17 protein-coding genes are annotated in these 15,460 nt (G+C 57.0%); 10 read left to right on the forward strand and 7 right to left on the reverse strand.

Annotated elements, in window-relative coordinates; all coding sequences use genetic code 11:
* Nucleotides 1-508 (forward strand): LysR substrate-binding domain-containing protein (locus PH605_RS20465; RefSeq protein ID WP_237680948.1); only part of this gene is annotated, 508 nt, incomplete at its 5' end.
* 620 nt (nt 509-1,128) lie between these two features.
* Here PH605_RS20465 and PH605_RS20470 read toward each other — a convergent pair.
* The 4 genes from PH605_RS20470 to PH605_RS20485 all read right to left on the reverse strand — a co-directional run bounded on the left by PH605_RS20470 (nt 1,129) and on the right by PH605_RS20485 (nt 5,502).
* Nucleotides 1,129-1,701 carry a TetR/AcrR family transcriptional regulator gene (locus PH605_RS20470; protein WP_112402588.1) on the reverse strand — a complete coding sequence of 191 codons (573 nt, stop codon included), beginning with the start codon at nt 1,699-1,701 and terminating at the stop codon, nt 1,129-1,131.
* Between the two features lie 131 nt (nt 1,702-1,832).
* Nucleotides 1,833-2,852, reverse strand: coding sequence for a D-cysteine desulfhydrase family protein (locus tag PH605_RS20475; protein ID WP_112402589.1), 1,020 nt, complete (start codon nt 2,850-2,852; stop codon nt 1,833-1,835).
* Between the two features lie 95 nt (nt 2,853-2,947).
* Nucleotides 2,948-4,261: an MFS transporter gene (locus tag PH605_RS20480; protein ID WP_112402590.1), complete on the reverse strand. Its 1,314-nt coding sequence runs from the start codon at nt 4,259-4,261 to the stop codon at nt 2,948-2,950.
* 50 nt (nt 4,262-4,311) lie between these two features.
* A complete protein-coding gene (locus PH605_RS20485; RefSeq protein ID WP_112402591.1) occupies nt 4,312-5,502 on the reverse strand; it encodes a mandelate racemase/muconate lactonizing enzyme family protein in 1,191 nt (396 codons plus the stop codon).
* 191 nt (nt 5,503-5,693) lie between these two features.
* Here PH605_RS20485 and PH605_RS20490 point away from each other — a divergent pair, with 191 nt between their 5' ends.
* From PH605_RS20490 to PH605_RS20500, 3 genes are all read left to right on the forward strand, one after another.
* Nucleotides 5,694-6,251: an OsmC family protein gene (locus tag PH605_RS20490; RefSeq protein WP_112402592.1), complete on the forward strand. Its 558-nt coding sequence runs from the start codon at nt 5,694-5,696 to the stop codon at nt 6,249-6,251.
* A gap of 84 nt (nt 6,252-6,335) precedes the next feature.
* On the forward strand, nt 6,336-7,040 hold the full coding sequence (locus tag PH605_RS20495) for a hypothetical protein (RefSeq protein WP_112402593.1): 705 nt from the start codon (nt 6,336-6,338) through the stop codon (nt 7,038-7,040).
* A 20-nt stretch (nt 7,041-7,060) separates the two neighbouring features.
* A complete protein-coding gene (locus PH605_RS20500) occupies nt 7,061-8,005 on the forward strand; it encodes a C-terminal binding protein (RefSeq protein WP_205125167.1) in 945 nt (314 codons plus the stop codon).
* A 51-nt stretch (nt 8,006-8,056) separates the two neighbouring features.
* Here PH605_RS20500 and PH605_RS20505 read toward each other — a convergent pair whose 3' ends face one another.
* Complete coding sequence (locus PH605_RS20505; protein ID WP_112402595.1) at nt 8,057-9,259, reverse strand: MalY/PatB family protein; 1,203 nt, start codon at nt 9,257-9,259, stop codon at nt 8,057-8,059.
* A gap of 142 nt (nt 9,260-9,401) precedes the next feature.
* Here PH605_RS20505 and PH605_RS20510 point away from each other — a divergent pair, with 142 nt between their 5' ends.
* A complete protein-coding gene (locus tag PH605_RS20510) occupies nt 9,402-9,896 on the forward strand; it encodes an Lrp/AsnC family transcriptional regulator (RefSeq protein ID WP_112402596.1) in 495 nt (164 codons plus the stop codon).
* Between the two features lie 539 nt (nt 9,897-10,435).
* On the opposite strand, the gene PH605_RS20515 is transcribed toward PH605_RS20510, so the two are convergent.
* The gene (locus PH605_RS20515) at nt 10,436-10,810 is read right to left on the reverse strand and encodes a winged helix-turn-helix transcriptional regulator (RefSeq protein WP_112402597.1); all 375 of its coding nucleotides are present in this window, start codon (nt 10,808-10,810) and stop codon (nt 10,436-10,438) included.
* 87 nt (nt 10,811-10,897) lie between these two features.
* Between PH605_RS20515 and PH605_RS20520 the strand changes: the two genes are divergently transcribed.
* A complete protein-coding gene (locus PH605_RS20520) occupies nt 10,898-11,755 on the forward strand; it encodes an SDR family oxidoreductase (protein WP_142845919.1) in 858 nt (285 codons plus the stop codon).
* Nucleotides 11,756-11,994: 239 nt separating this feature from the next.
* Here the strand turns inward: PH605_RS20520 and PH605_RS20525 are convergent, their stop codons facing one another.
* Nucleotides 11,995-12,168, reverse strand: coding sequence for a DUF1775 domain-containing protein (locus tag PH605_RS20525; RefSeq protein WP_223565076.1), 174 nt, complete (start codon nt 12,166-12,168; stop codon nt 11,995-11,997).
* A 216-nt stretch (nt 12,169-12,384) separates the two neighbouring features.
* Between PH605_RS20525 and PH605_RS20530 the strand changes: the two genes are divergently transcribed.
* Genes PH605_RS20530 through PH605_RS20545 form a run of 4 tightly spaced genes read left to right on the forward strand, consistent with a single transcriptional unit; the run spans nt 12,385 to nt 15,441 of the window.
* On the forward strand, nt 12,385-12,705 hold the full coding sequence (locus PH605_RS20530) for a hypothetical protein (protein ID WP_142845918.1): 321 nt from the start codon (nt 12,385-12,387) through the stop codon (nt 12,703-12,705).
* Nucleotides 12,705-14,195, forward strand: a complete 1,491-nt coding sequence (locus PH605_RS20535; RefSeq protein WP_142845917.1) for a c-type cytochrome — start codon at nt 12,705-12,707, stop codon at nt 14,193-14,195. Before PH605_RS20530 ends, PH605_RS20535 begins: the two co-directional genes overlap by 1 nt.
* Nucleotides 14,192-15,268, forward strand: a complete 1,077-nt coding sequence (locus PH605_RS20540) for a cytochrome C (protein ID WP_142845916.1) — start codon at nt 14,192-14,194, stop codon at nt 15,266-15,268. Before PH605_RS20535 ends, PH605_RS20540 begins: the two co-directional genes overlap by 4 nt.
* Complete coding sequence (locus PH605_RS20545; protein ID WP_161987971.1) at nt 15,265-15,441, forward strand: hypothetical protein; 177 nt, start codon at nt 15,265-15,267, stop codon at nt 15,439-15,441. The genes PH605_RS20540 and PH605_RS20545 overlap by 4 nt, the downstream gene beginning before the upstream one ends.
* The last annotated feature ends 19 nt before the right edge of the window (nt 15,442-15,460 follow it).

A 15,460-nucleotide genomic window follows, 5' to 3' on the forward strand; every position in this document is an offset into this window, starting at 1 on the left:
ACACGAAGGAGAAAAACAGGAACTTGACCTCTACACCAGACCCGAAACATATCTAAAAGGCGGGTCAAATCTCGGTGGAAATACCGGGTCAGTTCTCAGTGGAAATCAACAAAGTGAGCTTCGGCAACAAATCTATACGAGTACAGAGGAGCCCCTGGATCTTTGTCTCATGCAGGCACCTTGCATCTATCGTCAGGCGGCGCTTGAAGCGCTGTTGCGAACGAATACAAACCACCGTGAAGTCATGACCGGAAACAGTGTTCAGTCCGTCCGCAGCGCAGTGATTTCTGGCTTAGGGATCAGCGTGCTGGGAGCTTCGTGCTTGGGGGCGGGATTACGGCCATCTCGACGAATGCACGATCTGGAGGCGCTCCCGCTGGCGACGATCAGTCTACACGGGCGAGATCATCGAAAAGATGACGTGGTGACCGTCATGCGGGAAGTTCTAGCTGATCACTTGCGGAGTGACCTGCCATTGAACTTTCCTCCAGAGGCGATTAACGCCTAGCACGACTTCAGCAGGCGACGTGATAGACGACGTTTCCCGACAAGCAGCCACTGGGGCCGATCAGGGCGCCATTGCCGCAGTTGATGCAGAACGCTTTCTTGCTCTCGCAATTTGCAGAAGCAGCTAAGCTCTCAATAGGGCGGATTAAACAGGTGAACAACATTCCCGCTACCGATGACGACAATTTTCAGACCTACGTATTAGGTAAAGAGGGCGTCACCGTTGTCCGATTTTGGGCAACATTGTGCCCACCTGAACTGCACCCCATTTCGACCGGACAGTCGGCATAAGCAGAAGGCTCAAGCACAGGCTTGGGTATAGGCTTATGTCTAACGAGTATCGACACGTTGAATTGCTGACAGGAGATGTCCGCCGCAGGCGATGGACAACCGAGCAGGGGTCGTTTGGCTATCGTTACTAGAAGTCCAGGGGATACCAGCGGGATCTCGCTCGATCGGTACTGCGCTCCGGCAGACTTGGCGAAGACACCGGGGCACCCTCGTCGACTGTTGCTGCTTGAGCATATAGCTCAAGGGGAAGCGATTGGGTGAATAAATATAGTCAACGACCAGTCTGATTCTCATCACGATCGATCGGCCTTTTGCGAGAACTCACGCCGATCAGCTCGTAGGGTTTGCCCCGGTCCCCAAGCTTGACCGCAGACTGGAAAGTGTCAATTCGAATCCGGATGCACCATCCAGCATTCGCTCCATCATGAGTGCCCCCTCAAGTGAGGTGACAACAAGGCGCGCTGCAGCGCGGCCTTCAAGATTGCTGTTCACCTGACGATTTCGCAAACCCTCTTCGTATACTTTTTGTACCCACTCAAGATGTTCACGGAAAAATGCTTCAGTCCCTGCCCGCAACTCTTCTGGCAAAATCTCGAGTTCGGCTGTAAGGGCCGCACAGAGGCAACCCAAACCTTTGTCCACTCCGGTAAGATAAAGCCGACCATAGGCATCTATTCGATCCAGTGCGTTGTCCGAATGTGCCTCTATTCTTGTCAGGGCATTTTTGTAACGCTGCCTGTAACTATCAAGAACCGTAGAGACCATTATTTCTTTTGTCGGGAAATGATAATGAATACTCGCCTTCCGAATTCCCACCCGTTCTGATACGTCTGCATAGCTGAAGCCGGAATACCCCCTGCGGCGTACAAGGTTTTCTGCATGTCTCAGCAGTTCATCGCGCATTTCAGACACGCCGTATCTCCTTTCCAAGCAAGCTATCGATAAGTAGATAGGCAACCGGACGACGAATTGCAACGAAAACGTCGGTTATATGGAGCCGCTCAACCGCGGGCGCCTGTAGCCGCAGGGATTAGTTACTCAAACGACTCTCGATAAGCGAACAATCCCGGCGCCCCGCCCGTCATAAGGAAAAGTACATTCTCGTTGTCCTTCACTACTCCGGAGCGAATCGCGTGAAGCATGCCTGCGAAAGCCTTGCCGGTATAAACGGGATCGACGAGCAAGCCCTCGGTCTGCGCGAGAGTGCTGATCGCGTCCCTCCCATGCTTCGACATGACACCGTAGCTATCTCCGAGTTGGCTGTCATCAACGTGGATTTCCGCCTGCGGGATACCCTCCTCGAAACCGAGCATCGATAGTAGTCTGTCTGTCAAATCTAACGTTCGAGCTTCAGTCGCCGCCGCAGAATCAAAGACGCAGTATCCAACGACATTTCGGTTGTTGCCGCTGAGTGCCCGGAAACCTGCAAGCAGGCCGGCATGCGTGCCGCTGCTGCCCGTTGCGGTAAAGATCCGATCAAATCTAATGTCGTTCGATCGTTCCTGCTCTAGTATTTCGCCGGCGCAATCGACATATCCAAGGCTGCCGCAAGGAGACGAGCCTCCAAGGCCGACAGAGTACGCTTTACGCCCCTGGCGTTGCAACACCCGGGCACGTTCGTGCGCCATGGCCAACGTGTCCGTATCCTTTGAGAAGGTGTGAACCGTTGCGCCAAACAGTTTGTTGAGCAACTGGTTGCCATTCGACTGGTAGGCTTGTGTTTCGTTCGGTACCAGGGTCGAGAGCATCAGTTCACATGCCAAGCCTGCTTTTGCAGCTGCGGCAGCGGTAATACGTGCGTGATTTGATTGCAGTCCGCCGGTCGTAATGATCGTGTCGCATCCATTTTTCAGAGCATCACCGATCAAAAACTCAAGCTTCCTCAGCTTGTTTCCCCCCATGCCGATCCCTATGAGGTCGTCGCGTTTGACATAGATCCGAACGCTTGTGCCGAGTGCCTTCTCAAGCCTGCGTAGCCGTTGAATCGGGGTTGGACCATCGAGGAGAGGAAAATGCGGGAAATCGTCTCGCAGCCTTTGGCGGGTCATGCTCATCAACGTTCATCCTTGATTCTGATATCTTATAGAAAGGATCGGCCGCGTTAGCAGCCGATCCGCGAAGCCTTTTTGGCGGCTCTAGGAATCTTGCTTCAGCACTTCGCTTGAATAAGACGTGCTGGCATCGCCAACAGCAGAAGTGCCGCTCCGGCAATTAGAACCCCGGCAAAAACATACAAGCCGATGTCAGTGCTTCCCGTCTGCGCCTTGATCGCACCGATCACCGTCGGGCTAACGAAACCGCCGATCAGAGCGAGCGAGTTAATCAGAGCGATGCCACCCGCCGCCGCGGTCCCAGACAAATAACGCGTGGGAATGGTCCAGAATACCGGCATCGCCGCGAAAACACCAACCGCGGCGACCGTAAGGCACGCAAGCCCAATGATCAGATTTGTCGTAAAGAACGTGCTGGCGACAAGCGCGGTCGCGCTGATCACCATGCATGTCGCGAGATGCCAACGCCGCTCGCCAGTCGCATCAGAACGCCGGCTAATGACGACCATGCCTATAGTGCTCGCAAGATAGGGGATTGCTGTTAGGAGGCCGATATGGAACGGGTCGGCAATGCCATAGCCCTTCACCATACCTGGCAACCAGAAACCGAGGACATAGATACCGGACGCCACGGCGAAGTAGACGGCCGCAAGCGCGTAGATCCGCGGATCACGAATGGCATCTTTCATCGAGTGCCGGCCGGATTGATCGGTCGGGCTCTTGATGTCTTCGGTGATTTGCGTGCGTTCCCGGTCGGACAACCAGCTTGCCTTCGACGGCCCGTCAATAAGCATCAGACCCGCAACGATACCCAACACCACGGCCGGAAGGCCTTCGATGAGAAACATCCATTGCCAACCATGCCACCCGTTCACGCCCTCCATGTGGCTCATGATCCAGCCAGACAATGGACCGCCGACGACACCGGCAATGGCGATTGCGGACATGAAGATGGCGATGATACCACCACGCATGCGTGCTGGAAACCAATAGGTGAGGTACAGGATGATGCCGGGGAAGAAGCCCGCTTCAAAAGCGCCGAGCAGGAAGCGCGCGATGTAAAACTGCATCGGCGTCTGCACGAACATCATGGCGGAGGAGACCAGACCCCAGCAGATCATAATCCGCATGATCGTCTTACGCGCTCCGATCTTAGTCAGGAGCAGGTTGCTCGGGACTTCGAACAGGACATAGCCTGCGAAGAAAATTCCAGCGCCCAAGCCGTAGACAGCATCGCTGAAACTGAGATCCTGCTGCATGCGCAACGCAGCAAAGCCGATATTAACGCGATCCAGATAGGCCACGATGTAGCTTACGAACAGCAGTGGCAAAATTTTCCATGCTACCCGTTTGTAGAGATTGTCAGTGTCTGTCGATGGCAAGGCCGTCGCCGCGGAATCGTACGATGTCATTCTACTTCCTCCCAGAGTCGAATTGTTGATGAACTGATGGCGGCCCAGGGTTACAGGCCGAGATAGCCCCCCCGCTCCTTGGCCGGATGCGCGGCAAGTGCCGTCTCGATCGGCTCGCAGCCCCAACCTGGCCGGTCCGGTACGACGATCGCGCCGTTCTCGATGATCGGTGCGTTGGTGAAGAGCGCGTCGTCCCAGGCGAGACGATCGACGTCATGTTCCATAATCCGCAGATTCGGCACCGCCGCCGCGAAGTGGACGTTCATCATCGTTGCGAGATGGCTATAGAAATTGTGCGGTGCCACGTTCACATCGAAGGCTTCGGCCGTATTGGCAATCTTCATCGACTGCCAAACACCGTTCCAGACGACATCAATGATCGCAACGTCGACAGCCTGTGACTGGAAGTAAGGCAAGTACTGCCGCACCCCGAACAGGGTTTCGAGGGAACTGATGGGGGCATGGCTTTGCTGGCGAATGTAGGCGAGAGCCTCAGGATTGTAGATGTCCAACTCGCACCAGAGGAAATCGAAATCCGACAGTGCGCGGATCAAGCGGACATACCCCTCCGTTCTGGCGTTGAAATTGAAATCGACAAGCAGCTCAACATCGGGACCGAGACCATCCTTGAGCGCTTCGAGGTGAGCGCGCACGTTGCGGATCAGCGTCTTGTCGATATTGAGTTCGGGTTTATAGGGCGCGCCGAAACCCGCATGCCATTGTTTGGGTCGCCCCTCTCCGTGAAGAAACAGGTTCGTCTTGGCCGCACCGATACCGCTGTTGCGCGCATCAAGCCCCGCTTGCTTCACATCGTCCAGCGTATCGATCTTCGGCGAATAAAACGATGGATGTGAAATGCGCCAGGTCGCGCAATGCGACCAGTAAATTGGGATGGCGTCACGGTGCTTGCCGCCAAGAAGCTCATAGCACGGAACCCCGAAATCCTTGGCCTTAATATCCAAGAGAGCATTCTCGATGGCTCCGAGTGCTTCTGCCGCCAGACCGTATGGTGCGGGCCTGATCGACGCAGCGAGAACCCCATAGATCCGCTCGTGATCGGTGACCGAACTGCCGATGACACGCTGTCCAAACCGGCGGATCACATCGGTTAATCCCGGCGGACCGTAAGCTTCATCGTACTCGCTCCAGCCGACGAGCCCTGTATCCGTCGTTATTTTCAGGAAGTTGTAATTTCGCCAGCCCGCGTCACAGGCAAGCGTCTCCACCCGTTCGATCTTCATCCCGCATTCCTCCCAGAACTAAATTGGATGCCGATATTACTTGCCTATCTACTAGTAGAGTGTTAGGTTGTCAATCACGTATTGATCGCAATCGTCCGCACCTTTCATCAGAAGGCGGAACGCAGGCCTTACGTCCCAGGCTGGAAAGATCCGTCTGCGGAACATCGACCAATGACTCCAAGGAGGCTCAATTGACTGCTACGAAGAAGCCCTTCGCCGACATCAAGGCGATCCGTGAAACGCAGGACGTCGTCCGCAACCAGCCGGAACTCGGAAAAGTCACGTTCAAAGTCAAAGGCAGGTCCAACGGCGGTCTTGCAATCGCTTCGCAGACCGGTCCCCTCATTCAAAACGGGCTGGCAGACAATACGCGTGACGGAAAGTTTTCTCTTATTGGCGATGAGCCTGTGGCACTGCTGGGCACCGACACCGGTGTCAGCCCCGCTGAATACGTCCTTCAGGCACTTGCCGGCTGCTATATCGTAACCCTGGCCTCCATGGCTGCCAGCAAAGGGATCGATCTCAGCGGACTCGAACTCGACCTGGGCTTCGATATCGATCTCAACGGCTTCCTGGGTCTTGACGAGACGGTCCGCAAGGGTGCGCAGGCGATCAATGTCGACGTCAAGCTAACCAGCGACGCGGCAAACCGCGAGCAGCTCGAGGAGTTGGTACGCGAACTGCCGAACAATTCCCCGATCCACGACACGCTGGCCAATCCGGTCAAGATTGCAGCGCGTCTGGTTTGACCGATCGTGGCCGGCGGGGAGCCCCTCCTCGCCGGCACACCAATTCATGTTCGTCACCAAAACTCAACCGAGCGGTATAAATCCATGAAATCCGAACTGTATTACGTTACCGATATCTACTGCCTCTGGTGCTATGGCTTCAGAAGAACAATCGATCGTATAGCTACGGAATATGCCGACCGCGTCGACTTGCGGCTGGTCAACGGCTGCATGATTCCGCAGGAGATGCAGCTCGGAGAATTCTTCGGACGCTTTCCGGATCCTATCGGCCTGCATCAGCGTGTGAGCGAGGTGTCCGGTCAGGATTTCGGTGAACCTTATCTCGAACATATCCGCAATCATGCAACCTCGAAGCGCAAGTTGAATTCGCTCGTTCCCGCAAGGGCGATGGCAGTAATGCAAATGCTCGGCGTAACAGATTCACTGGCGGTTTCCTCGCAGATGCAGCGCGCCCACTACGACGACGGACTCGACCTTCTTCTACCCGAAAGCTACCGTGCGCTCGACTGCATGAAGACGATCGACTTTGAACAGTTCAAGTCTCTGCTAGTGGATAAGGCAACTCTGTCCACCGTCTTAAATGGTGTTCGATGGGTGAGCGATGTTGGCGTACAGGGCTTTCCCGCACTGCTCCTGAAGCAGAGTGAAACGCGGTATAAGATGATAGCGCGTGGATTCATGCCATATGAGGGGGTAAAGGCTGGACTCGACGCCGCCCTTGGTAGCTTGCTGGACGTGGCGGCGACCACGGGCCTCGCATGCCAACTTGACGGAACCGGATGCCAATGACGCTAAGCTCAGATACATGTGTGCTGCTGACCGATGCTCCTTGGGTTGATACGGAACTGGAGGAAAATATCTTTCGCAGCGCCGGGTTGGAGTTTATTCGCGCGCCGGCCGAGGAAGAGACCCTTGCCCGACTTCTAGCCTCCGTCGAGCCGGCGGCCATCATTACCTGTTGGGCATTAATCTCGCCTGGTATGATCCATGAAGCAGAAAAGCTCAGGGTTATCGCCCGGCTTGGCGCTGGCGTGGACAACGTGGCCGTCGAAGCTGCCACCGATCGCGGAATTTGGGTAACCAACGTCCCGGACTATTGCGTCGGGGAAGTGTCCGACCACGCGGTCGCGCTTATGCTGGCCCATTGTCGCGGCATCGTCCGACTCGATGCCGAGGTGAAGCGAACCGGCTGGCGCTCTGATGGGGCCGGCTTGCAACGTGTCTCGGATCTAACCGTCGGCATCGTCGGTCTTGGAAGGATCGGATCGGAGACCGCACGCAAGCTGAAGGCGTTTGGGTGCCGGGTCATCGCCATGGCACGCACTGGAAGCCACGACAGCAGCTTGGCGGAGCCGGTCGACCCAGATAATTTCGCTAGATTGGCAGATGTGATTATCCTGCACGCGCCCTTGAACGCCGAGACGTCCGGGATGATCGACACACGTTTCCTGTCGAAATGCGCAAAGCGCCCGCTGCTTATAAATGTGAGCCGAGGCGGGCTGGTGGACAACGCAGCTCTTGCCGTGGCGCTCGACGCCGGGATGATCAGAGGTGCCGCCCTCGACGTCGTTGATGGCGAGCCCTCTCCCCCGCAATCGCTCCTCAACCGAACGGATGTGATCATCACACCGCATGTCGCTTACGCATCGACTGCTGCAATGGTGGAACTGCGCACACGAGCTTGCGAGGAGGTCATTCGCGTACTACGCGGTGAACAACCGCGCAATGCATGCAACACTCCTCGCGTGACCTAAGACTTCAACTGCGGATTTTCCCGGTTAGCGCGCTACCAAACCGACCCCGAACTATCGATTAGCTGAAATTGCGTTTCGAATCCGGTCGAGTCCTTCCTGCAAGACGGAACGGGGGCAAGCAAGGTTCAGCCGGATATGGCCCTCGCCGCTGTCTACGAACATTTCGCCACCCTCGATGACAACACCGGCCCGTTCGAGGAAGAAGCGCGTCAGGTCGATCGAACCTGAGAAATAGGCGCGCATGTCGATCCAGGCAAGATAGGTCGCCTCGGGAATACGCAACCTTGCATCCGGGAGATGCGTCCGCACAAACTCATCTGCGAGCGCAAAGTTCCCATCCAGGTAGACCCGTAGGTCGTCCAACCAAGCTTCGCCCCCGCGATAGGAACCGATGGCAGCCGCAAGGCTGATCGGATTGATGAACGGATAGTGCAGTTCGTTCCAAACCGCTCTTAGCGCCTCATCGGGGATGACGATTGTGGCAATCATCATGCCGGCGAGATTGAAGGTCTTACTCACCGCCATGCATGTGACGACATCGCGGCTTTCCGGGAAAAGCTTGGCGAGTGGCGTGTGTTTGAGCCCGCTGCGAAGCAGGTCGCAATGGATTTCGTCGGAAATGATCTTCACGCCGTGTTTGAAGCAGACTTCCGCGAGGCGCCGCAACTCGGCTTCGCTCCACAGCCGCCCGGTGGGATTGTGTGGGTGACATAGGAAGAAGACCTTGACCGAGCCGTCCGCCGCCTTTTCTTCGAAATCTTTGAAATCGACTTCGTAGTAGCCGTCATTGTTGATGAGTGGCGATGTGACCAATGTTCGGCCGCTCTTCACCGTAGCGTGCTTGAAATAACCGTAGGACGGGCTGAGAGTCAGCACCTTGTCATGCGGTCCGCAGAGATAGTTGACGAGGCCGAACAGTGCAGGAATGACACCGAGCGACAGGACCAGCTGCTCGCGCGGGAAGCTCCAACCGTGCCGGCGCTGACACCAGGCGTGGAAGACATCATAAAGGTGGTCATCGTAGTTCATCGTATAGCCGAAGATCGGATGCTTCAACCGATCCGACATGGCATCCAGTGCGGCTTGCGGGGCAGCGAACTGCATATCGGCCACCCACATCTGGATGATCTCCTCTTTCGGCCGATCGAGCACGACCGGCACGGTACCCTGCGGGAAGAGATATTTCTCATATCCTTCCACTGCGGACGCATTGCTATCGAGACGGGAAATCAGGCGGTCGAAATCGTGGTGCATTGGAGACTAACCAGGAAACGTGAGTGGATTGCGCTGGACATCGTTGCGTTGAAAGCAGTTTAATCTACAAGCTGCTACAATTCTTACTAATGTTCTAGCTGATGCTGCGAATCAGTGGCAGATTCCACTAAGGAACGACGAAATGGACGAGATTGATTTCAAGATACTCATCGAGCTGCAAAAAGACGGCCGGCTTACCAATCAAGAGTTAAGCGAACGCGTGAATCTGTCACCCTCCCCGTGCCACAGGCGCGTCCGGCTTTTGGAAGAAGCCGGTGTGATCGAAGGTTATGGTGCGCGGCTCAGCCATAGGGCTCTCGGAATGCCGATCATCGCCTTCATTCTTGTCCGGCTCGCGGCGCAGAGCAAAAACGCCATGGCAGAATTCGAGCTGGGTATTCGCCGAACATCCGAAATCACCGCCTGTTATCTCATGTCGGGACGGCAGGATTATCTACTTCAGGTGTTCACCGCCTCATTGGATAGTTATGAGGAATTCGTGCGCAACAAACTCTCAGAGCTGCCGGGTATCGGATCCTGGGAGACGAATTTCGTGTTTGGGGAAATCAAGAAGAGCGTCCTGACGCCGAAAATAGGTTCACGTTTACCTTCTCCTGGCGAAGGCAGGGAGGCCTAGATGCGCTGGTGGATTGAGCCGAATCGGCGCGGTCGCTAACCAGCGACAACTATGGATCGCTATGGCGCCCGTCTTCGATAGCCTGATGGAAGAATAGGACCTAGCTTACCGCTCCGCGCCATCGCGATCATTGCTGCACTGGCGCTCCTGTTCCGCCTGCCGGAGAATCTGCTGGCGCTGCTCGTTCTGCGCACCCATTGGCAGCCCCGGCCAGCTCCCGCGAAGTCCTTGCGACGCGACCGGCGGCGAGCACCTGCTGCGGGGCGGCGATGGCCGAACGACCGTCGGCGGCGTTGCCCGATCCTCTTGATCGCGTCTATACTGCCAGAACGTATCCCTTCCACTATCGCGATGCGCTCGTCACCAATTGTCGACTTGACGTCGGGAGCATATCGCCAGCGATTCCGGGCATAGCTGTGACTTTCGCGGAGGCACGAAGCCTTCGGTGGCTGCAGGAATGCCAAGGGATTAGCCTTTCATATGAAGATTGTGCTCCTTTGCCGGTTGACCCGCCCCAGGGGAAGCTTCGTTTCGTCAAGTCAACGACCAAGCTCTCCGCGCTGTTGGTCGACGGATGAGATAGTGCTGTGCTTGAGGATCTCATCTGGAAGCGCATCACCCCAGTCTTTCATGGCATATAAAATGTCGTGCAAAGACAGTCCAAGTTCGGTCAGTTCGTAGACTACACGCGGAGGCGTTTCGGCGTATGCCATGCGCGTCACCAAACCGTGCTCTTCAAAACGCCTGAGGCGATAGGTCAGTGTGTGTGCGCTGATCCCAGGCAGCCTGCCGCGCAATTCGGTAAAGCGACGCGGCCCGCCCAGCAGCTCACGGACGATCAATGTAGCCCAGGGGCCGTCGAGAAGAAGCAGAAATCGCTCGACCCCGCAGCACGGCAGTTTTTTTACGGTCACTGAATTTTCTTCCATTAGTGCATTTGACGTAACTGATGCACATCATGCACCAATGGGTTCCGACCTTCAACGGAAATGGAGCAGTTTATGTCTTTCATCATTCACGGCGCGACGGGGGCACAAGGCGGCCCGCTTTTTGATCTCCTGCTATCCAAAGGGGAAGCTGTACTCGCAGCGGTTCGCGATCCGGCCAAGTCCGATGGGAAACCATGTATCGCTGTCGACAACAGTTCCCTGGATTCCCTGATATCCGCCTACAATGGCTCGGACGGGGTCTTCTTTCATCTACCGCAGACCCCGGAGCCTGTACGGGTGGAATATGCCCTCAACTTCTTGGAAGCGATCAAGATAGCAAAACCCAAGCGTGTGGTGCTTTCGACCAGCGGCGCCGTCATTGATCAGCCCGGATCATCAGTTCAGGTGTCCGAAGACAGTGCCATGGGAATGCTTGTGCGCGGCATCAGCGACAGCAAGATATCCTACGCCGTCGTGGCCCCTCGCCTATACTTGGAAAATCTGCTGTTGCCCATGGTGGTGGGCAGGGTAAAACAAGACGGTGTTCTGTTATATCCGATCCGCGCGGACCTCCCGGTATCCTGGAGCTCCCATCTGGACATCGCGGAAGTTGTCGAAAGACTACTGGCGGACCATACGGTCACCGGTATCGTCGGTGTCGGACACCTGCCCGGAATGAACGGTGCGGCACTGGCTGATGGGTTCTCGGCGCGGTTCAACCGGCCAGTTCAATTCGAAGCACAGTCGCCGGAAGAATTCCGCAAATTGCTGGAACCAATGTTTGGCCCAGCCGCCGCCAATGTTGCGGCCTTCTATCAAGCCCTCTCAAAGCTCGATAAAAATGTGATCGTTGAAGAAACGAGCGCACAGCGGCTTCTCGGTCTATCACCACGCAGCGTCGAAAAATGGCTGGACGACGTCTCCGCCTGACTTTGGAGATGAGGCTACAAAGGAAGTCGTCTCGGCCAAATCCGAGGCGGCTGTTCGGCCAATGGTACCTTCAACTTCGTCCTGACCTTGGCGTTTCTATGGCCGTTTGACGCCGAAGGACAACCGCCGACGCAGCCGTGCCATCTCGTCTCTGCGAAGTCAGCTGGCCGTGGTAATTCTCGCGCTTGTGTCGCTGCAATTGACCTTCTCCAGCATCCAACTGGCCTTCGGCTGCGGTTTCACGGAGATGCGCTTTCGGGGAGCTGTACCCGCACCTTGATCGTCGGCTTGCCATCGCAATTATGGCCGACGCGGAAGACGGCCCTATAGCTCAACGAGACCGGCGCCTGCTGGTTCGCCAGCGTGGCGTGTGCGAAAGCGGCCGTCGAGCCGATTGCGCCAGCGAGTATCAAGGATTTGAGTGCCCGACATCGTCATAGCTACCTGAAGGCCGTCGTGGCCTTGGACCGATTGTCCAATCCCCTATCGGGCACCATGCCGACTATCAAAAGTGGAAAATTCCACTGTTCGGCTGGTGAGGTAAAATGAATGCTATATCACGTTGGCTTAGCGCCAAGAATCATCGAACTACAGTCATCAATATTCTGATGTTGACTGGAGTGCTCGCGATGGCCGGTAGTGCCGGTCTGTTCAAGGTGGTGGGCGGCTGTGCCGTCGCGATCGCAGGTGCCTATTTCCTCGTTCGCGCGATCAGCTTGACCGTTCGGTCCTGGGCTGGCGCCAATTTGTACCAGATCGCGCTGATCTGGATACCCGGCATTCTTGCCCTCGGTCTCGCTGTAGTCGGCCTCTACCTCGTCACCAGCAGCGAACCACTGAGCCTTGGTTATGTTCTTGGCTTGACCCTGTTCGGGACCGAGGTGGCCATGCTCGCCATTGCCGGCGCCGACCTTGTCGGGACCTCAGCCAAAACGGTGGAGACCGCCTGATGGATTTTCCGGTCTTTCATCTAGATTTCTTCGGCAATCGCTGGCTGATCGCCACGATCGCCATCCTGCATGTGCTGATCAATCACGGCCTAGCCGTCGGCATGATGCCGCTCGTCGCCGCCATGGAGTGGTACGGACACAAGAAACAAGATCCGCGCTGGGACAGGCTCGCCTATAAAATTCTGTTTTTCTGCTTCCTGATCACCACGACGGTCGGCGCGCTTACCGGCGTCGGCATCTGGTTCTCGGTCTCGCTGGTTAATCCCTATTCTATCGCCAGCCTGATCCGCGTCTTTTTCTGGGCCTGGTTCACCGAATGGCTGGTGTTCGTCACCGAGGTCTGCCTGATCCTCGCCTACACTCTGACCTGGAAGAAGTGGAGCAGCCAAGGCCCGGAAGCGAAGAAGCGGCACATCCGGCTCGGCTTTGCGTTAGCGTTCGCCTCCTGGGTGACAATGGCGATCATCGTCGCGATCCTCGGCTTCATGATGGATCCAGGTAACTGGATGACGGACCGCAGCTTCTGGACGGGCGTAATGAACCCGCTCTACGTCCCCCAACTCGCGTTCCGCACGCCGCTTGCCGCCGCCATGGCCGGCATCATCGCGGTGTTCCTGATCCTCTTCTTCACGAAGAGACAAGATGGCTTCCGACACGATGCGCTGCGGGCCGTGGGTTTATGGACGCTGGCCTTTGCCCCGTTCGTGCCCGTCGCCGGCTGGTGGTACTACACCTCCGTTCCCGACGCGATGAAGGACAATCTCGGCGTTTCGTTGGCGACACTGGAATTCGTCGACTGGCAGACCAAGTTCCTCCAGATCGCCGTCATCACCGTCGTCACCATCCTGCTCGTCGTGCAATTCGCGATCTCGCGGCCCAACCGGCTGCCGAAGGTGGCACTGGTCGTGCCATTCTTCGCCATCCTCTGGATGACGGGGCATTTCGAGCGGGTGCGCGAGTTTATCCGCAAGCCCTATGTGATCGGCCAGTACATGTATGCCAATGGCATGCGGGTCGACGATTACGCCCTGCTGCAGCGCGACGGCGTCCTCACCTACGCGACCTATTCGAACCCGCTGACCGAGGCCGAGAAGGCCGGTCTCCCAGAGGAGCTATCGGAAACGGAGCGGACGGCGCGGCTGGAGACCATCCAGAAGGGCAAGGACGTCTTCATGGACACCTGCTCGCGCTGCCACACCGGGCATGGCGTCAACAGCATCACCGGCCACCTGCAGCGCATGTTCGGCGACAAGCCTTGGACGCCGGAACTGACCGCCGGCTACATCGAGGGCATGCATTATGCCCAGCCTTACATGCCGCCGTTCCCCGGCAGCAAGGCGGAACTGCAACTGCTCGGTGCCTATCTCGAACATCTCCAGCACAACAAGGCGCCGATCCCGGGCGCGCAGTCGGCGGGCGTCGTCGTGCATGGCGAGAGTGCGTCCCGGATCGCTGCGAAGAACAATCAGACAGAGGGGACCACCCGATGAACCAGATTCCTGTCCCCAGAGACATTCCGCTGCCGCTGCCGGCGCCCGAGCCGGTGTTGATCGGTGTGCTGGTCGTCTTCTTCCTGATGCACATCGTTTTCGTAAACTTCATGGTCGGCGGCGCCTTGCTGACGCTCTGGTACCAACTGCGTGGCCTGAAGGAGAAGCGCTACGACGATCTCGCTTACGAGATCGCCTCGACCATCACCGCCAACAAGTCGATCGCGGTCGTGCTTGGCGTCGGACCGCTGCTCGCCATCAACACGATCTACACGGTCTATTTCTACACTGCGAACGCGCTGACCGGCGCCTTCTGGATCAGCATCATACCGCTGGTCATCGTCGCCTTCGTGCTGACCTACATCCACAAATATCTCTGGCATCAGATGGAGCGGATGAAGTGGCTCCATATCGGCCTGGCCCTTGTAGTGAGCCTGCTCTTCCTGTTCATCCCGCTCATCTTCCTAACCAACATCAATCTGATGCTGTTTCCGGAGAAGTGGGGGACGGTTCAGGGCTTCTTCTCGGCCCTGATGCTGCCAAACGTCTTCTCGCGCTATGCCCATTTCATCCTGGCCTGTCCGGCCATGACCGGTCTTTTGATGGTTTGGCTGTTCCGCAGGAAGAGTGGGGCAGAAATCGCCGCCACCGGCTTCGAGCGCGTTGAGCTGATCCGCAAGGGCTATCAGTGGGCCTTCTGGCCGACAACCGCCCAGTTCGTCATCGGCCCCCTCGCGCTTCTGACACTGCCCGAGACGCAGGAGCCCATTCATTCCGTCATCGCCGTTTTCGGTGTCGCCATCCTCGTCTCGCTGGGCATGGCACATCTGATGTTCACCGAGACAAGGCGTCCGGCCGAGACCATCGGCAGGAGCTTTGCGCCGATCTGCGCGCTGATGCTGGTGGTCCTCGGATTGATGGGAACCGGCCGCCATCTCTACCGGGAAGCCGCCGTCTCGCCACATCGCGAGCTCGTTCGCGCCAAGACGGAGGACTACATGCGCAGGGTCGAGGAGGCGAACCGCGAGGCCGCGGCTGCGGCCAAGGGTAGCGAAGAGGGATCATCGCAATGATCCCCGGCTCCCTTGAATCAGGCGAGCCGCAAGGCGGCTTGAGCGCGTTTCGCGGCTTCAAGGTCTGGATCAGACGGTATTTCTGGCTCTGGATCGCCTACCAGACGATCAAGGGTATCACGACCACGACCGTGATCTGGGCGCCGCTCGTGTATATGTACTTCACTAAATAGGAGCATTGGGCGGGGCGAC

This window comes from Agrobacterium sp. CFBP 3001 (assembly GCF_027871605.1).
Classification (GTDB): domain Bacteria; phylum Pseudomonadota; class Alphaproteobacteria; order Rhizobiales; family Rhizobiaceae; genus Agrobacterium; species Agrobacterium leguminum.